This window comes from Mucilaginibacter dorajii (genome assembly GCF_024808255.1).
In the GTDB taxonomy this organism is placed as follows: domain Bacteria; phylum Bacteroidota; class Bacteroidia; order Sphingobacteriales; family Sphingobacteriaceae; genus Mucilaginibacter; species Mucilaginibacter dorajii.
This window is the reverse complement of the sequence record NZ_JANTYS010000013.1, coordinates 56,791-74,113: the sequence shown is the minus strand read 5'-3', so window position 1 is coordinate 74,113 and position 17,323 is coordinate 56,791. Positions and strand designations below refer to the sequence as shown.

16 protein-coding genes and 1 tRNA gene are annotated in these 17,323 nt (G+C 43.0%); 4 read left to right on the top strand and 13 right to left on the bottom strand.

Going from position 1 to position 17,323, the window contains the following annotated elements; genetic code table 11:
- Nucleotides 1–166 precede the first annotated feature (166 nt).
- Nucleotides 167–937, bottom strand: a complete 771-nt coding sequence (locus FHS10_RS17870) for an SGNH/GDSL hydrolase family protein (RefSeq protein ID WP_259093063.1) — start codon at nucleotides 935–937, stop codon at nucleotides 167–169.
- Nucleotides 938–1,173: 236 nt separating this feature from the next.
- On the opposite strand from FHS10_RS17870, the gene FHS10_RS17865 reads away from it, so the two are divergent.
- Entirely contained in the window at nucleotides 1,174–2,214 is a 1,041-nt protein-coding gene (locus FHS10_RS17865; RefSeq protein ID WP_259093061.1) for a quinone-dependent dihydroorotate dehydrogenase, read from the top strand.
- A 207-nt stretch (nucleotides 2,215–2,421) separates the two neighbouring features.
- Here FHS10_RS17865 and FHS10_RS17860 read toward each other — a convergent pair whose 3' ends face one another.
- The 3 genes from FHS10_RS17860 to FHS10_RS17850 form a co-directional block, all read right to left on the bottom strand.
- Nucleotides 2,422–2,595, bottom strand: coding sequence for a spore protein (locus FHS10_RS17860; protein ID WP_259093058.1), 174 nt, complete (start codon nucleotides 2,593–2,595; stop codon nucleotides 2,422–2,424).
- Between the two features lie 32 nt (nucleotides 2,596–2,627).
- Nucleotides 2,628–2,698: transfer RNA gene (locus tag FHS10_RS17855), tRNA-Cys, on the bottom strand.
- Nucleotides 2,699–2,749: 51 nt separating this feature from the next.
- Nucleotides 2,750–3,499: a TrmH family RNA methyltransferase gene (locus FHS10_RS17850; protein ID WP_259093055.1), complete on the bottom strand. Its 750-nt coding sequence runs from the start codon at nucleotides 3,497–3,499 to the stop codon at nucleotides 2,750–2,752.
- Here FHS10_RS17850 and tamL point away from each other — a divergent pair.
- Complete coding sequence (gene tamL / locus FHS10_RS17845) at nucleotides 3,490–5,853, top strand: translocation and assembly module lipoprotein TamL (protein WP_259093053.1); 2,364 nt, start codon at nucleotides 3,490–3,492, stop codon at nucleotides 5,851–5,853. The two genes, FHS10_RS17850 and tamL, sit on opposite strands and share 10 nt — an antisense overlap.
- Before the next feature lie 115 nt (nucleotides 5,854–5,968).
- On the opposite strand, the gene FHS10_RS17840 is transcribed toward tamL, so the two are convergent.
- Nucleotides 5,969–6,502: a hypothetical protein gene (locus tag FHS10_RS17840; RefSeq protein WP_259093050.1), complete on the bottom strand. Its 534-nt coding sequence runs from the start codon at nucleotides 6,500–6,502 to the stop codon at nucleotides 5,969–5,971.
- A gap of 52 nt (nucleotides 6,503–6,554) precedes the next feature.
- Complete coding sequence (locus tag FHS10_RS17835; protein ID WP_259093047.1) at nucleotides 6,555–7,049, bottom strand: TspO/MBR family protein; 495 nt, start codon at nucleotides 7,047–7,049, stop codon at nucleotides 6,555–6,557.
- Nucleotides 7,050–7,175: 126 nt separating this feature from the next.
- On the opposite strand from FHS10_RS17835, the gene FHS10_RS17830 reads away from it, so the two are divergent.
- Nucleotides 7,176–7,538, top strand: coding sequence for a cupin domain-containing protein (locus FHS10_RS17830; RefSeq protein ID WP_259093045.1), 363 nt, complete (start codon nucleotides 7,176–7,178; stop codon nucleotides 7,536–7,538).
- A 4-nt stretch (nucleotides 7,539–7,542) separates the two neighbouring features.
- Here FHS10_RS17830 and FHS10_RS17825 read toward each other — a convergent pair whose 3' ends face one another.
- Both FHS10_RS17825 and FHS10_RS17820 read right to left on the bottom strand, forming a co-directional pair.
- The gene (locus FHS10_RS17825) at nucleotides 7,543–7,941 is read right to left on the bottom strand and encodes a hypothetical protein (RefSeq protein ID WP_259093042.1); all 399 of its coding nucleotides are present in this window, start codon (nucleotides 7,939–7,941) and stop codon (nucleotides 7,543–7,545) included.
- Between the two features lie 215 nt (nucleotides 7,942–8,156).
- Entirely contained in the window at nucleotides 8,157–8,573 is a 417-nt protein-coding gene (locus tag FHS10_RS17820; protein WP_259093041.1) for a hypothetical protein, read from the bottom strand.
- Nucleotides 8,574–8,692: 119 nt separating this feature from the next.
- On the opposite strand from FHS10_RS17820, the gene purU reads away from it, so the two are divergent.
- Entirely contained in the window at nucleotides 8,693–9,523 is an 831-nt protein-coding gene (gene purU, locus FHS10_RS17815; RefSeq protein ID WP_259093040.1) for a formyltetrahydrofolate deformylase, read from the top strand.
- Nucleotides 9,524–9,959: 436 nt separating this feature from the next.
- Here the strand turns inward: purU and FHS10_RS17810 are convergent, their stop codons facing one another.
- From FHS10_RS17810 to FHS10_RS17790, 5 genes are all read right to left on the bottom strand, one after another.
- Nucleotides 9,960–13,022, bottom strand: a complete 3,063-nt coding sequence (locus tag FHS10_RS17810; RefSeq protein WP_259093038.1) for an efflux RND transporter permease subunit — start codon at nucleotides 13,020–13,022, stop codon at nucleotides 9,960–9,962.
- A gap of 4 nt (nucleotides 13,023–13,026) precedes the next feature.
- Nucleotides 13,027–14,079, bottom strand: coding sequence for an efflux RND transporter periplasmic adaptor subunit (locus tag FHS10_RS17805; RefSeq protein WP_259093036.1), 1,053 nt, complete (start codon nucleotides 14,077–14,079; stop codon nucleotides 13,027–13,029).
- Between the two features lie 140 nt (nucleotides 14,080–14,219).
- Nucleotides 14,220–15,584: a TolC family protein gene (locus FHS10_RS17800; RefSeq protein WP_259093035.1), complete on the bottom strand. Its 1,365-nt coding sequence runs from the start codon at nucleotides 15,582–15,584 to the stop codon at nucleotides 14,220–14,222.
- 54 nt (nucleotides 15,585–15,638) lie between these two features.
- Complete coding sequence (locus tag FHS10_RS17795) at nucleotides 15,639–16,247, bottom strand: TetR/AcrR family transcriptional regulator (protein WP_259093032.1); 609 nt, start codon at nucleotides 16,245–16,247, stop codon at nucleotides 15,639–15,641.
- 70 nt (nucleotides 16,248–16,317) lie between these two features.
- Nucleotides 16,318–17,079, bottom strand: coding sequence for an SDR family NAD(P)-dependent oxidoreductase (locus FHS10_RS17790; protein ID WP_259093031.1), 762 nt, complete (start codon nucleotides 17,077–17,079; stop codon nucleotides 16,318–16,320).
- Nucleotides 17,080–17,323 lie beyond the last annotated feature (244 nt).

Genomic DNA, 17,323 nt, shown 5'->3' with positions numbered 1-17,323 from the left:
AAAAATGACTTTTTCTTTAAACTTCAAGCAATGGATAAAGGTTAAAGTCCAACGTTTTTCAGTGTATAACCAAGATGCGTTGTCACAATTATCTCCTTAAAAAAACATTCGCCTTTAATCTCTTCCAAAAAAACCTTTCGCCCTTAACCTTTTACCTTTCACCTCCTTACGCTCCCACCGCCTTCAGCCAGGTTTGTGCCATTAGGGCTTCGCCGGCTACGCTGGGGTGTACACCATCAAGATTCCAATATGGGGCGGGGGCTATTTTTTCGGCTTTGTTGAAGGCCGCCTGGTAGGGCACAAAAACAGCATCGTATTGTTGGGCTATATCGGCCGCGGCTTTGCGGAAAAGGTCAAATGTTGGGTACCATTTATCATCAACAGCTTTTACACCTTTTTGGGCAAATGGCTCACAGATCACCAGTTTAACATCGGGCAGGGCTGCCTTGGTACGGTCAATCAGATTTTTATAGTCGGCTATGTACGTATCAATGGTGCCGGTGTAATTACCGGTAAGAGTATGCCAAAAATCATTTACGCCAATGTGAATACTTAGCACATTAGGTTTTAGCGCCAGGCAATCAGTATCCCAACGCTCGGCCAGCTGGTAAACCTTGTTACCGCTTACGCCTTTGTTGTAGATCTTAAGACCCTTATCGGCATGGTTTAATAATATCTGCGATGCAGTGATCAGTGTATAGCCTGACCCTAAAGCGCTGGTTGTATTAGGTTCTGTTTTATTATGATCGCGCCCCCAATCGGTAATAGAATCTCCCTGGAAAAGGATTACATCACCGGTATTAAAGCTGATTTTTTTAGATGGCTTTTCGGCAGCTAAAGCTGATGACACAATAGCAGGCAAGCCCATAGCGGCAATGGTACCTACCGATGCGGTTTTTAAAAAATGACGACGACTTGGATTTAATTTGCTTTTCATTTGTCTAAGTTTTCTTTTTAACAGACTGAAGTTAGGTTCTTCCATTTTTAAAGCTACAGATTGTTATAAATTCAGTATTGGTTTACATGCGGTAACAGATTTCCGAATTTACAGATTTACCCCGCTTTTTTAAGCTTTGTTAAATTTTGTATCAATTTTTGGATGATTAATATTATACCACACTAAATTTCAAGAATTTTGATTTACACAGCCTGTGTAATTGCTAACTTCGCGGCATGTATTTTTTATTAAAACCCATCCTGTTCCAGTTCGATCCCGAAAAAGTACATTATTTTGTAACCCGCAATTTAAAGCGCTTTAACCGTTTCCCTGGTGGCGCAACTTTAAGCAGGGCTATATGGGATGTGAACAGTCCACGATTAGAACGTGAAGTATTTGGCCTCAAGTTTAAAAACCCGGTAGGCCTGGCAGCAGGTTTTGATAAAAATGCCGAACTGATGGGCGAAATGGCCAACCTTGGCTTTGGTTTTGTGGAGATAGGCACCGTTACCCCCCTGCCCCAGCCCGGTAACGATAAATTAAGAATGTTTCGCCTGCCGGCAGATGCAGCACTGATTAACCGAATGGGTTTCAACAATTTTGGTGTTGATGTAGCGGCAGAACGCCTTGCCACCTTTCGCAAGAATGCCAAAGGCGCCCAAAAAGACCTGATCATTGGCGGCAACATCGGCAAAAATAAAGTAACCCCAAATGAAGACGCCGTAAGCGACTATATCAAATGTTTCGATCGTTTGTTTGATGTGGTAGATTATTTTGTGGTAAATGTAAGTTCGCCCAATACCCCCGGTTTGCGCGAGCTACAGGAAAAGGAGCCTTTAATGAACCTGCTGAATACCCTGCAGCAACGCAATTCAAAAAATGGCATCAGCCGCCCAATATTACTTAAAATAGCTCCGGATTTAACCGATTCGCAGTTAGATGACATTGTTGATATTGTGCAGCAAACCGGCATTGCTGGCCTTATCGCCACCAATACCACCATCAGTCGCAAAAACTTAACATCCCCCGAAAACCTAAAAAACGAAATGGGTGGCTTAAGCGGCAAACCGCTAACCAAACGCTCAACCGAGGTGATCAGCTATATCCACAAAAAATCGAATGGTTCGTTCCCTATTATTGGTGTCGGTGGTATACACTCTGCCGAAGATGCTATAGAGAAATTTAATGCCGGCGCAGCGCTGGTACAATTGTATACCGGCTTTATTTATGAAGGGCCGGGATTGATCGGGAGGATAAATAAAAGTCTTCTGAATTAATAGTTGAAACCGGGATTAAACAGATTTACCAGATTTTAGGATTTTGATTTGCGTTTTGGTTTTGGTTTTGAAAAACCGAGGTAACCCCTTAATCAGTTTAATCCTGGTTCCGACAAAATTTTCGCCAATAAAAAAATCCCATCGGTTTCTGAAACCAATAGGATTTATAAAGATCTTTTAAAGCGCTTGGCGCCTAAGCAGATAGAATTATTTACCGGCAGCGATAGCTAAAGCTGCGTTGTTTTTTTCAATTTGGTTGCCTTTTTTCTCTGCAGAACGGCTTCCGTACTCAATGTTAGTAGCCAGTTTCAAAAACTGAACTTCTAAACGAGAGAAAGTTTTATTTCTTCTATCTTTTCTTTTTAAACGTGTAACGCCCATGATTTCTTTTTTTAATGTTTTTAATACCCTTGAGGTCGGGAGCGGATTCGAACCGCTGTAAAAGGTTTTGCAGACCTCTGCCTAGCCACTCGGCCACCCGACCCTATTTTTAAGGATTGCAAAAATAGTAATTTATTTATTGCAATGCCAACAATTATTTCATTGAATTTCTTTTTATTTCAGCACACAGTATCGCCGTAGCAATTGCCACGTTCAATGATTCGGCTTTTCCGGCCCTGGGAATGGTTATTTTGGTGTTTATCAGTCTTTCAATTGCCGGGCTAATACCGTTTCCCTCGTTGCCCATTACTAACAGGCCTTCATCGCCAAAATTGGTATTATACATGTTTTCACCATCAAGCATCGCGCCAAACAAAGGTAGCTTTATTTGTGGTAAAACCTGTTCAAGGTTGGTATAATGTACATTTACCCGCGCCAATGAACCCATTGTAGCCTGCACAACCTTGGGATTGTAAACATCGACCGTGTCCTCGCTGCAAATGATATCGGCAATACCAAACCAATCTGCCGTACGGATAATAGTGCCCATATTACCCGGATCCTGCACATTATCCAGCACTAATGAAAACCTATGCTTAAGGCTATCGTAATTTAAAGTTGGCCATAATGGTATTTTAACCAAACCAATTACCTCCTGTGGTGTTTTCAATGTGCTGATTTTTTCGATATCCTTCATCGAAATCTCCTGAAAGTTTATATTCCGGGATAAATTCAGCATTTTTGGAACAATTGCAGGGGTATAAAATATCGTATCCACCTGGTAACCCGAGTTTGTAAATTCAATTACCGATTTATAACCTTCTACCAGGAACAGGCCATGTTCCCTGCGAAATTTTTTATGTTGTAAGGATGTTAATAAACTGATTTGTGATTTTGAAAGCATATACTAAACCTGCTGGTTACCGCTTTACAATATTAAGTATTTTACTGCTCATTATCTGGTCGGGCTGTAGCCTTACCCGCGGAATAAAAAAAGACCAGGCCCTGGTACGCAAAATTACCATTAAAGGCATTGACGATCAGTTTAGTGAAGCTGCCTTAAATTATGTTGATAAAGATCAGCAGCCCAACAACAAACTCAATTTACAATTTTATTACTGGTTTGGCAATAACGGCAAACGCAATATTGGCGAGGCGCCTGCCATTTTGGATAGCAATTTAGTTGATTATTCGCGCGGGCAGATGGAAAAGTTCATTCAAAGCAAGGGATACCTAACGGCTAAGATCACCGATAGCGTAGTTATCAAAAAACGCCGTGCCGAGCTTATTTTTACAGCTGTTGAAGGACCAATGTTTCATATCCGTAAGTTTGAGGATAGCATTCCCGATAAAAAGCTAAAAGATATATACCTGGCCAATCGTAACAAAATGTCGCACATACAGCCAGGTGGCCGTTATGATACCGATAGCCTGGCGCATGATCGCGATGAGATTTACCTGCTTATGAAACGGAATGGTTATTTTGATTTTTACAGGCAATACGTAAACTTCACGTTCGATTCTACCTTTAACAGCAGCGTTGTTGATGTTAAAATGACCATCGATAACCCGCCTGGCAAAACCGAGCACCCTGTTTACACCATCAATAATACATTGATCAGTATATCTGCCAGCAATGGCCGGACTATAGGTAAAGAGGATACGCTAAAGGTTGATTCGCAATATCGCTTTGTTGATTTTTCGCACCGTTTTGTGCCAAGGGTAGTTACAGATTATAACTTTCAGAAAAAAGGCAAATTGTATAATATTGATATGCAAACCCTTACTACAACCCGATTATCGGAGTTAAATGTTTTCAGGAACGTACCCAATCCCACGTATGAGAAGCTGCCCGATAGTACGCATCGCCTTAATACCAAAATTGATATTATCCCCCTTAAGCATTACTCAGACCGTGTAGAAGGCGAGTTCCTGTTTGCTAACGGGCGTTACGGTTACAACGTTGGCAATACCTTTACCAATCGTAATTTGTTTAAACAAGCAGCCATTTTAGAACTAAAAGTTAACTGGAGTATATTATTTGATAACGGATCAAATACCACTAATACCAACGGCATCCAAAACCAGGAGTTTAGGGTAGGGGCAAACCTCATTTTCCCCCGCATCCTTTCGCCGTTTGATTTTCCGCTACAGGGCAAATTTGGGGTTCCGCATACTACCTTCTCTACTAACTATTCGTTGTTTTATCAAAAGGGATTGGTTACACGCCAAAGTTTTGTGAATTCCCTTTCTTATGATTTTTGGGAAACTACCAGAAAACAGCATACCATTACCCCCATCAACATTGAGTTTTCCAAAGGCACCATTGATCCGGCAGCAAGGGATACGTTGATTAAGCCCGAATATAACCGATACTCGTACGTTTACCTGATAGGTCGTACCGTATTTACAACCGGCAGCCAGTATACCTATCAATACAATGCCATCGAACTTAACACCTATGATAACTTCACTTATTTTAGAGGCAGCCTTGATATAGGCGGAAACTTCCTGAGTTTGCTAAGCAACAGTTTCAATACCAAAAGAGACACACTGGGGCAACGTACCTTGTTTGGATATACGTTTTCGCAATACACCAAAACTGACCTTGATTTGCGTATTTACCGCTCATTTGGCGGCGAACGGCAATTTGTATTTCGCATTAATCCCGGCATAGGTGTGCCTTATGGCAACAGCAGTTCGCTGATTTTTGAAAAAAACTTTTATACCGGTGGTGCCAACGATATGCGCGCCTGGTTACCGCGTACCCTTGGCCCCGGCCAGTTCAACAGGGCTACATTCTATGGAACCGACAGTATATCCCGCAACCGTTTCAAATACCTCGACCAATTTGGCGAAATAAAAATTGTGGCCAATGCCGAGTATCGTTACAAACTGGTAGATAACTTTTTTGGAGCGAAATTGAAGGGTGCAGTTTTTATGGATGCCGGCAACATATGGCGTTTAGGCAAAAAAGCCGAAAACCCTGGTGGGGAGTTCAGGCTGAGTAATTTATACCAGTCCACAGCCATAGGCATTGGCACAGGCCTGCGATTTGACCTGAGCTTCTTTGTTTTCAGGCTTGATTATGCCTTTAAACTAAAAGACCCGCAATTTAGCGGTGCCGACCAATGGGTACTGTTTAAACACAGCAATGAGCTTTTCCGCACCGGCGATTTCAAAACCAATTACCTTAAAACCACCGGCGATAATTATAACTTTGCCCAGCTCAACTTCGGCATAGGCCTACCTTTTTAATTAGGTTGAAGAATTATTGAATTATTGAATTATTGAATTAACATTTTTTTCAAAAAATCCAAAAGTCAAATAGTCCCAAAGTCCTTGCTCCTTTGTCCAAAAATCCTTACTCCTCTTATAACATATTCTTCAAGCCATCAATGATGCTTTCAAAAAATGTAGGAATACTTAAGTTGTTGTGATAGTTGAAATACAGGAAGATGAGGAATATAATTACAGCGATGATGATGAACCGCTTAAACATATACGCCAGCAAAACCAATACCAGCGGGATGGCAACTAACAACACCCAGCTGATATGCCATGGGCTTAGTTTGCTATCGTGTTTATATATGTAATACAGGTTGGCGTGGGTGCCGGTTTCGTTCATGTGCTTGGCATACAAAAAAGTCGACCGGTTTATCTTTTGCCTGTAAAAGGCCACTCCTTTTTCAAACTTCAACTGGTTTTCAAACCCGTTCATTACAAAATTAAAATTGCCGTTCACATTCTCCTGGGTTATCCCCGCCGAATCCGTTGCCACGATAGCCACCTGGTCAACCCCGAAAGGGTTTTCTTTAACTACAAAATGGTTTATGGCTATTGCATCAGCAAAAACAAAACAATTAGCAGTTAAAAGCAGGCAAAATAAAAGCAATAATTTTTTCATTTTTTAATAAACAATCAATAAAATGCACGCAATAAAAATAGTGTTTTTTGCACTACTTATTCAGTAAATAAATAGCCGCGTTAAGCACGCCTGCAAATGTTACCCAAAACAAATATGGCCAAAGCAACCAGCCGGCAACCTTGTTATACTTGTTAAACCAATGGATATTAAAAAGAATGCTGATCCATAATAAAACAATCACTATTAAAGCCCCCAATATCTGGTGCAAACCAAAAAACACTATCGACCATGAAAAATTGAGTGCCAGCTGGATTATATAAACAGAACGTGTAATGATGTATGCCGGCTTGCGGCTGCGGTGTTTCCAAACCAGGTAGGCGGCAGTAGCTATCAAAAAGTAAACCACAGACCATACCCAGGGGAAAACCTGCGGTGGCGGATTAAATGCCGGCTTTTTTAAAGTACTGTACCAGCCGGCAATCTCGGGACGGGTTACCAATGAGGCGACAAAACCGATGCCCAGTGTTATTAATAAACTGATGAGGAACGGAAAAAATTGAAATTTTCTGGATACGGCAGGGATCATCGTTTTATTGAACCATTAAAACATCAATAAGTTTGCTAAATAATTACAATTACGTTATACCGGGGATGCCAATAAAAACCATAAATGCCTTAGTTTAGCAACCATGCCTACATAAGGCAAAATAAAATGATAAAAGCTTATAAACTATATACCGGTACCGACGGCCACTCCCACGTACAAACGGGCACGATTGCCGAAGGCTTATTTAACCAGGCCAGCAGCATCCGGTTCCAGGAATCGCCGCCACATTCTTTTTATGGGTGGCATAATGCCCCAACAGATCAATATGTAATTACGTTATTGGGTACGCTGCAATTTGAAACCCGTACCGGCGAAACCTTTATTTTACGCCCAGGCGAAATATTGATTGCCACCGATACAACAGGCACAGCCCACCAATGGAAACTAATAAACGATGAGCCATGGCGCAGGGTTTATGTTGTTTTTGACGAAGGGCAGTCAATTAACTTTATACCCGATGGAGTGTAATTAATTAATTTTTAGTTACAGGCTGTCTTATCGTGTTATCCGTTAAAAACGGCTTAACCTGGTCGGGGTCATTCACTTTAATGTAAGGAGCGCCTTTGCTTTTTAATACGGTTCCGGTTACGCATATGGCTTTCCCTTTAAAAGTGGAATCGAAGAAGCCTTTGGCCCGTTCCCTGGCTTTGCCGGTAAACCTTATCGATACAGCTAATGATTCACCTGGCCTATCGGCACCAAGATATAGTGTTACATTAAATGCCTTATTATCCTGTCCAAAAACGGTACCGCAAATGGTTACTTTTTCGCCAACATGCCTGGCAGCGTCTGTTGCAGGGACAACAATTTGTGCCGATACTTTAGCGATGCACAATAAAATCAGGGTGGAAATGATAAGCAGGTTTTTCATATCTTAATTTAAATATGTAAAACAGTATTTTATGGCAAATATTGTTCAGCGCTCCAATTATCTTACTGGTTTATAAACAATTAATTAAAGTCATGCTGGCCTATCCTTACGGCAGACCAGCCTCCCACTTGCAAGGTATGTAGCCCCCATCATTAACCTTGCGTGTGGGACCCGGCTTTTCGCCCCCGGGGCTTACGGGATGACTTTTAGTATCGTTAGTCGGTTTTTAGGCGTACATATACCGAGCTAAACCCGTCGGAAATATATACGTCGCTTTGGAATAAGGTGTCGTTACGGATTATAAACGCAAATGGTATTTGATCATTGATCTTTAACAGGTCTAAATTCTCTATAGTCGAGTATTTGTAATTCCTGGTTACCGAGAATTTGCCCGACAGCCGCAGCGTATCATTTTTATACAATTTAAAACTCCCATTGGCTCCATAAACCTGGGTTTGCTTAAAGCCCTCCGTTTGCGGCGTAAGGGTGAAGCCACCAATACCACCTACCGACTTCACCCAGCGCCAGCTACCTGTTATTTGTGTAGATGTTGGCCCGGGCGAACCATTTTTATTACATGAACTAACGCTGCAAAGTACCAGCGCGGCAAACAACAGGATAAAGTATCGCATGATTTAAGGTTATATAAAGCATTACGCATCCATTTTATCCTTTGCTACAGCACGTTATAAAAAAACTTAATTTTACATTCGCTCTTAATTTCCATAAAATTTCTTTGTATCATTAGCGCATGATTATTGTTATCCAATGCAAAGACCAGGTAGGCCTGGTTGCCTATATAGCGGCCATACTAGCTAAGCAACAACTAAACATTGTATCTATGCGTGAGCACGTTGACCCTGCCGAAAACCTGTTTTTTATGCGGGTGCAGGTTGAGGATAATGACCACGAGGACGCAAAGCTGGAGCAACTGCTAAAAAGGCTCCTGCCCGAAGGTGCTATGGTAGCCGTTAACCCAAACCCGGCCAAAAAGGTAGTAGTACTGGTAACTAAAGAATACCATTGCCTGGCCGATATCCTGATCCGCAATTTTTTTAAAACCCTTGGCGCTACCGTACAATGCGTAATTGGTAACCATGCCACGCTGCAGGACGTATGCGAGCGCTTTGATATGCCTTTTTACCATATCCCGCATGAAGGCGTAAGTAAAGAAGAATTTGAGCAGCAAATAGATGCTGCAGTAGCCAAATACACACCCGATTACGTGGTGTTAGCCAAATACATGCGCATTGTGCCCCCTTCCTTTGTATCCAAATACCCCATGCGCATTGTGAATATCCACCACTCCTTTCTGCCTGCTTTTATTGGCGCCAATCCATACCGTAAAGCTTTTGAGCGTGGTGTTAAGTTAATAGGTGCTACGGCCCACTTCGTATCTAACGAGTTGGATGAAGGCCCAATTATTACCCAGCAAATTGTACCGGTAAACCATTCATTTACAGTAACCGATATGGTTAAAGCCGGGCAGGAGGTTGAAACCTCGGTATTGGCTCAGGCCCTTAAACTGGTATTTGAAGACCGCGTTTTTGTATCTAAAAATAAAACGGTTGTTTTTAGTTAAATCGAAAATCCCCTTTCCTGGTAGCGATGGGTTTAAAAGCTGGAGCGTTAGAAAGATTTTTCAATTCCCTCCCAACGGGCTACTGTGTGTACACATCTTTTTTTGCTAAAGGAAAATGTCATTTCGAACGAGCAGGCGTAGGGAAAAACGCAGCGCGCAAATCCACCCCGGTTCGTTCGAAATGACAACTTTTTTTAATTATACGATAAGAATCGAAAGATCTTTACAAACAGTAACCTAACGGGAGGGGTGCCGGGAATGCACGCAAATGTAGAGAGGGCTTTCTTAGAGCGACGGGAAACGCAACAATGAATAGCTGATCAAACCCCTACTCCCCGCTTAAATAGTTCGGTTGCATCGAAGATTACTGTATAAGCCTCCCTAATTTTTAAGGAGGCTTTTCTATTTAAAACTTCAAACACATTAAATGAATGAACTAAGCCTTTTCATCATTATTTTCCAAACTTGGCGGGATCAGTTTATACATCACGGGTGTTACGATCCTCGATAGTATAGTGGAACTGATTAAGCCACCGATCAAAACAATTGCCAATGGCGCTATGAGCGGGTTAGGATTCAAGGCGATTGGGAGCAAACCGCAGATCGCTGTTATAGATGTAAGCACAACCGGCAGGAAACGCGTTTCACCGGCCATATGGATGGCCTCATCAATGCTATGTCCTTCCAAACGTAACTGGTTCGTGAAATCTACCAGCAACAGCGAATTTTTGACTTGTATACCTGATAAGCCGATGAAACCGATGATCGAAACCAGTGACATGGGATTGCCGGTGAAAAGCAGGAATACTACGCCGCCAAGAACGCCCAAGGGAATAATTGACAGTACAATAATGATCCCTTTGAACGTTTTAAATTGTAGCAGCAGTACTCCGATAAAAAGAAAGGTGCTCAATATGATTACAGAAAGGAAGTTGCCGCCCAATGCATCTCCTTCTGACTCCGCCTCGCCCGAAAGTTTGTAATAATAGCCCGGCGGCATTTTTAACTTGTTCAGCTGCGGAACGATGTCCTTCAGGATATCATTGGCCAGTACATGCTCTTTGGTCAGGGACGTCACCTTAGCAAACCGTGATTTATTGAAATGATTGATCGCTGTGGGCGACGTTTCAAAGGAAATGGTGGCAATTTGATCAACCAATACCGGGGTGCCCTGCACATTGTTGACATACAGGTTTTTTAAAGCATCGAGATTAGAGAACTTATCCCTTGGAAGTGTGATCACAACGTTGCGGGAATCACCTCTATCGTCAATGTAATCTCCAACGGTTAAGCCTGCTACCGCCATACGGACCACTTTGTCCACATCGCTGGTCAGCACACCTAAGGTACGGGCCTTCTCTTTATCGATCTTTATTTTAACATCTGACTTGTAGGTGTTCAGTTCATTGTTAACATAAAAAGTACCGGGATCTTTTTTCAGGATTTCTTCCACTTTAAATGAAAGGGAGCGTAATGTATCCTGGTTTTCTCCAAATACCCTTACTACAATATTCGCTTCAATAGGCGTTCCCTGTTCAAAGTCTTTCACTTCAATCCTTGCATAAGGAAATTCGTTGAATTTCTTTCTCAGTTGCTTGATCAGGTCAGTCTTTTTACCGGGGCTGGCCTCTTCATCCAGTTGAACAAATACCTGGGCAAAATCAGGCTTTACATCCTGCTGATGCACGTTGTAATAGATCTGGGGATTACCTTTACCTACATTAGACGTATAATAAACGATCTCCTTATGTTTTATTAATTCACTTTCTACCAGTTTAGTCACCCGGTCGCTTTCCGGAATATCTGCCTGTAAGGGCAATTTGATATTGATCAGGAACATCGGTTTTTCGGAAGTAGGAAAAAGCTTAAACCCGGTTTGTGTGAACAGGAAAAAGGCAAGCCCACTCAGGGCTAATGATATCCCGATAGTTACTTTAGGCCATTTTAACGCAAGTGGCATTACCCGGGCATAGGAGCGGGTAAGGAATCTTTGCAGGTGCTTTAAAAAGAAATTACCCTCGCCATGCGTATGGGTTTTTAGCATCCGGCTGCCCAGGAAAGGCACAAGCGTTAAAGCAACGATCATAGATGCCAAAACGCTGGTCATAACAGCCATCGGCAGGCTGCGGATAAATTCCCCGGCAACATCGGGTAAAAAAGCAAGCGGTAAAAACGCGATAACCAGCGTCGCGGTACAGCCAACAACCGCGACACCAATCTGTTTTGTCCCTTTCAGAATAGCCTCCGTACGGGAATGGCCCTCCCTGAGCCAGCGCTCAATGTTCTCCACCACAACAATACTATCATCTACCAGCAGCCCCAATGCCACTACAAGCCCAACAATACTCAGCTGATTTAAAGAATAACCCAATAAATTCATGGCGATGAGCCCTAAAGCTAAAGAAAGCGGAATGGAGATCATCACGATCAGCGATGCGCGGAAGCCCAGCGGCAGCAGGGTGATAACGACCAGAACAATGGCCAACCCAAAGTCAAAGCCCAGGTGCCCAAGACGTTTGGAAACCATATCGGCCTGATCAAAGTTTTTGACCATGCGGATGTTTTCCGGCAGGCTTTTACCAAATTCATCCAGTACCGGTAAATACTCTTTCTGAACACTGGCAATATTCACATTGTCTTTCATTGCCGCCGTAACCAACACACAACGGTGCCCGTTCACACGGGTAATATGGTTGATCGTGCCGTCCTTATAACTTACGTCGGCCACATCTTTCAGATAAATGATCTTGCCATTCGCATTATAGATAACCGTATTGGCCACATCATCAACACTCTTGAATTTGCCGCTGGTTTTTACATTAAAAACCTTGCTGTCCAGGTTGATGCTCCCTCCGGGAATATCCGCCGCTTCGCTTTGCAAACTGCCTATGACCACATTAAGCGGTATTTTCAATTGGGCCAGTTTATCCAACTGCATATCGATGCGGATCTCTTGTTCGGGCATACCGAAATACTTCACCTCTTTTAAGTTGGTGATCTTCTCTAATTGTGTTTTCAGGATGTCTGCTTTGTCCCGCAGCATTTTACCGGAGGCGTTGTCTGATACCAGGGCAACCTGCAATACCTTTACATCTGACGAGGAAACCTTTTCTGTTTTAATGAGGTAAATATCCTTAGGAAGCTCACTATTCTTTAAAGCATTGATCTCTGTGGAAATTTCCTGGTATTTGTTATCCACATCTACACCATATTTAAACTTGGGCTGGATGACCGCTACACCGTCCTCTACGGTTGTCAGGATCTTTTCAATGTTCTCCAGCCCGTATATCTTGTTTTCGATGGGTTTTACCACCTGCTCTTCCATATCCTTTGGACTGGTTCCCGGGTAAATTACCGTGATAATATACTGAGGAGGATGCGTGGTAGGATCTTCCGAACGGGGCATGGTAAACAGTGTGAGCAGGCCTACAACTGCCACTAAAAGAAATATGATCAGCGTGAACTGATAGTTCTTGACTGCAAAATTTGTGATCTTCATGGCCTTACTTAATAATTTTAATGATAGACTGTTCGTTGAGGTAGGCGCTGTTGGAAACTACGATCTGGTCTATACCTTCCAGCTTATCCTTCAGGTACACATTTTCGTTATCAAACTTCAGGATGGTAACCGGTACTCTTTTTACCCTGGTTGTGCCAATAGTAGTAAACACGAAACCTTTATTACCGTCAGCTTCTACCAGTGATCCGTAAGGAATCACCATCACACTTTCATCCTGGTGGGTAGCGATTTCTGCCTTACCAAACATGCCAACCGCGGGTTTTACGCCATTTAATTGCAATTTCAATTCTATCTGGAACGAGCCCAGTTCACGATCAGCCGCCTGCGACTTGCGGAACACGGTGGCATCAAAGGATTGACCGGCGTAGCCGTCGAGCGTTACTTTGGCTGTTTGTCCCGACTTAATGAGAGCCCATTCACGGTCGGTTACACCCACTTTGAGTGAATAACTGTTTCGCTGTTCGGTAGAGTTGGTCAGCAGCACCGGCATCCCTTCGGCAATTACTTCGCCTTCGTTTGCTATTTTCTTGCTTACAAAACCGTCGGAAGCGGCATATATTTTAGAGTAGCGCTCATTAAAGGCTATTGCTTCCTTTGCTTTTTTGGCAACATCCAAAGCAGTTTTGGTATTCTGCAATTGCTCTAACGTGTAAACGCTGTCTTTGTAAAGATTCAGTGCCCGGCTATAGTCACGTTGCGCCTTTTCTACACCTAAGCTGGATTGGGCCAGTCCTGCTGAAATTTCTGTGGAGTTGAGTGTTGCCAGCAACTGTCCCTGTTTAAAGAACTGACCTTCCTGTACGAAGATGCGGCTGATCACGCCGCCTATCTTAAAGGCATATTTGGCTTCATCCTCCGTACTGACCAGGCCTGTGGCGGTGATCTGATCGGGTACGCCTAAGGTAGACACCGGGGCGATTTTAACCGGTATGATATCCGGTTGTCCTATTGGATTTCCTTCCTTGTGTTTTTCTTTGCAGGAAGCCATTAAGGTTAGCACAGCTATTATAATGCTGAATAATTGTAAGTTTTTCATCGTTTTAATTTGTTTTTTTAATGGAGCTGAAGCTATCATGAGCTTATTTATGTTGTTTTTGAACAGTAGCTCATGATGGTTTCATGATTGTTTGTTTTTTTAAGGGATTCAAGAGCCCTTCGGGGTTTTTCATGATGTTTTTATTGTTGAATAGTGAAACTGGCGTTGGCACGTTCGATGGCCGTATTGGCGATCCAGGTATCGTAAAGGGCAATATTGGCGTTAAGCTGCGCATCTATCCACTGGTTTTGTGCATCCAGCAGTTCTATGTAAATAGCCATTCCTTGTTTGTATAACTTCAGCTCATCATTGTAGTAGGTCTGGCTGGTCTTTAGTTGGGATTGGGCAGCGTTATACTGCGCTATCGCACTCTGCATACCAGATTGCCTTACCTTCAATTCGGTAAGCAGTTGTTGCTGCACATAATCCGTTTGCGAGGCAAGTGCCTGCTGGTCTGAAAGGGTTTGTTTGATTCGGTTACTATGCTTGCCAAAGGAAAATAAGTTCCATTCGAGGGAAACACCCAGAAAATAATACTTGCTCTGTCTGTTAACCTGCCAGTCGAAGGCTTGTGAACCCAGATCAAGATAGGTGCCGACCTTGGGGATAAGATAAGATTTGGCAAGCCCGGTAAGGTTGCCGTTGATGTCTTTCGCGATCCTGAGTTTAGACAGTTCCTCCCGGCCGCCAACGTTATTACCCAAGCTTTGATCTTGTGAAGGCAGTTCGGTGATGTTATCTAACTGTACACTGTCCGTCAATGGCCGGTTCAGCAGAAAGTTGAAGTAGTAGCGCGCAGACTCAGCAGTTTTAGTGGCCGTAATAAGTGAGGCGTTAATCCTGGACACTTCATTTTCGCTTCTAAGTACCACTGTTCGGTTTACCTTGCTGTTGTTGTACAGTTTGGTATTGATCCGCAGTCCTTCTTCAACAAGCCGCAGCGAAGATTCGTAGATACTGGTTGCGCTGGTAGCTTTTAAATAGCTATAGTAGGCCGTTTTGATCTCTTTAACCAATTCGCGTTTGTAAAGCAGCACTTCAGTTTTTTGCAGATCCACCTGCTGCTGTTTGATCCGTTTATTATAAATAAGCTCTGCATTTAAGATGGGGAGACTTGTGCGAAGCTTTGCATCATAAAAATTATCCGGATTGAGCAGGATACGCTGATTTTGTAGCTGTGGAAATGAATTGCTTCCTGTTAGCCGGTTCAGTGTGGCATAAGCACCGTTGAGCAGGTCACCTGTAGGAAAATCTATGGTGCGCCCGCCATCGGCTTTGGTATAGTTAGTTGAAAAAGTAACATCAGGCAGGAACATGCTCTTAGCTTCCTTTAGTGCGTAGATATTTTTTTCGAGTACAAAGTTTTGCTGCCTGATACTCTCATTAGAGGCAAGGCCCTGCCGGATATACTCATCCAGCTTGCCCTGGGCTTTTGCATAGGGTGCAGCCAGTAGGGCTGACGATAAAAGCAAAAGCTGATAAAATATTTGACTTTTAAATTTCATTTTTAATCATTGTTATAATTTTAAACACTGTTCAATAATATATTAAAAAAAAGGCTAACTCTTTTCGAGCAGCGCAACAAAAGACTCATACCCGTTCTGCATCAGCTCTTCATTCGACTTGCCGACAAAGCTTTTATTGCGGTGTTTGCAAAAAAGCGCACAGATGCCGTGAACCACAGAGATGATCAGGAAAGTAAAATATTCGGTATCCAGATCTTTGAACTTCCCTTTCTGCTGGCATTCCTGTACCATGCCATGCATATAACTGATCGCTTCTTCAGCGATTTGAAACCCTTCGGAAAGGGAATCTTTGACCGGTTCGTCAACAATGAACATCAGGTTATAATAATCTTTGTTCTCCTGCGCGAATTGAATAAAAACGCGCCCGGAAGCCTTTAAACGCTCAAATGGATCAGCTACCTTGTCCAGTACTTTTAACTGGTTAAGCAGCAGCCGGAACCCCTCTTTATGCAATTCGTGAAAAATCTCACTCTTATCTTTGAAATAAAAATAAAGTGAACCCTGGCTGTAACTGATTTCAGCGGCGATATTGCGCATGCTGGCTTTTTCATAACCTTTCTCTAAAAATATCTTACGCGCGCCGTTAAGAATGCGTTTGTGCATTTCCTGCTTCTCTCTTAGTTTTCTTTCTGCTATGCCCATTTTTAGATTATTATAGGATACAAATATATGATCGCCACTCGTGTGGCCAAATTCCGCATGGTATTTCTGCTTAATTCTGCATTCCAGGGCTAATCTTGCCCATGATGCTCACCGCGGTCTTTCTGTTCAATAACTTGAACCCGAACAGCATGAACCGGTTTTTCCAGCCCTGCACCACTCTTGGCTTTTGCCTTTTTTGCAACGCTCTTACAAGTTCAGTAGCAACATCTTCTACGGAAGAGACAACGAACTCAGGAAAGTCGCTCGTTTGCTTGCCCGCATGCGCATGAAAGTCTGAGTTTGCCGCGCCTGGATTAAAGCCCGCCACGTAAATGCCTTTCGGTTTGAATTCATACCACAGCGATTCTGAAAAGTTAGCAACAAAACTCTTGGTGGCTGCATATACAGAACCCCCAGGCAGCGAAGAATGGGCAAGCAGCGAGCCGATATTGATCAGCGAATCTCCTGCAACAGCATGCTGTAAAAAGCTATAAGACAGGGTTACCAAAGCCTGCATATTGAGTTGCATAGTGGCCAGCTGGTCTTCCAGCGGGATATCGGTAAACTTGCCGTAAGTGCCTGTACCTGCATTGTTGATGAGAACATCGTACTTTTCAGTTCCGAGATGCGCTGCCAGCTTTTGCAGGTCTTCCATATTGTTCAGATCAGCAACCAGGATAGTGTGGCCGCTACCATTTAAACTGCTTAACGCCTGTTCGAGGCGGTTCCTGTTACGGGCTACCAGCGTTACCTGGTAATGCTGTTGAGCCAGCTGCCGGGCTACTTCGAGCCCGATGCCTCCGCTGGCACCTGTGATCAATGCTTTTTTCATGATGGTTGGATTTAATTTAAAACCAGGACAAAGTTATTGAACAGTGTTCAATAAAACAAAAACAACCATCCATCATTTTAAAACCTGACATTAAAAACAGAAACGTTGGATGACGAACCTCACACATTGCTGGTCGTCACCACACGAAGGGATGACTTAAGCAATAAAGTTACATCACTCCCCCTCCCCTACAAATCTGTTACTTAACGGTTAATTAATACTAACCTGCTATTTTCGCCGGCGG

Excerpts from the sequence above, each read along its gene's own strand:
- FHS10_RS17820 (WP_259093041.1), bottom strand. The coding sequence starts at position 8,573 with ATGCGATACTTTATCCTGTTGTTTGCCGCGCTGGTACTTTGCAGCGTT.
- FHS10_RS17825 (WP_259093042.1), bottom strand. The coding sequence starts at position 7,941 with ATGAAAAACCTGCTTATCATTTCCACCCTGATTTTATTGTGCATCGCT.
- FHS10_RS17790 (WP_259093031.1), bottom strand. The coding sequence starts at position 17,079 with ATGAAAAAAGCATTGATCACAGGTGCCAGCGGAGGCATCGGGCTCGAA.
- FHS10_RS17800 (WP_259093035.1), bottom strand. The coding sequence starts at position 15,584 with ATGAAATTTAAAAGTCAAATATTTTATCAGCTTTTGCTTTTATCGTCA.
- FHS10_RS17860 (WP_259093058.1), bottom strand. The coding sequence starts at position 2,595 with ATGGGCGTTACACGTTTAAAAAGAAAAGATAGAAGAAATAAAACTTTC.
- FHS10_RS17865 (WP_259093061.1), top strand. The coding sequence starts at position 1,174 with ATGTATTTTTTATTAAAACCCATCCTGTTCCAGTTCGATCCCGAAAAA.
- FHS10_RS17835 (WP_259093047.1), bottom strand. The coding sequence starts at position 7,049 with ATGATCCCTGCCGTATCCAGAAAATTTCAATTTTTTCCGTTCCTCATC.
- purU (WP_259093040.1), top strand. The coding sequence starts at position 8,693 with ATGATTATTGTTATCCAATGCAAAGACCAGGTAGGCCTGGTTGCCTAT.
- FHS10_RS17850 (WP_259093055.1), bottom strand. The coding sequence starts at position 3,499 with ATGCTTTCAAAATCACAAATCAGTTTATTAACATCCTTACAACATAAA.
- FHS10_RS17795 (WP_259093032.1), bottom strand. The coding sequence starts at position 16,247 with ATGGGCATAGCAGAAAGAAAACTAAGAGAGAAGCAGGAAATGCACAAA.
- FHS10_RS17805 (WP_259093036.1), bottom strand. The coding sequence starts at position 14,079 with ATGAAAAACTTACAATTATTCAGCATTATAATAGCTGTGCTAACCTTA.
- FHS10_RS17840 (WP_259093050.1), bottom strand. The coding sequence starts at position 6,502 with ATGAAAAAATTATTGCTTTTATTTTGCCTGCTTTTAACTGCTAATTGT.
- FHS10_RS17870 (WP_259093063.1), bottom strand. The coding sequence starts at position 937 with ATGAAAAGCAAATTAAATCCAAGTCGTCGTCATTTTTTAAAAACCGCA.
- FHS10_RS17810 (WP_259093038.1), bottom strand. The coding sequence starts at position 13,022 with ATGAAGATCACAAATTTTGCAGTCAAGAACTATCAGTTCACGCTGATC.
- FHS10_RS17830 (WP_259093045.1), top strand. The coding sequence starts at position 7,176 with ATGATAAAAGCTTATAAACTATATACCGGTACCGACGGCCACTCCCAC.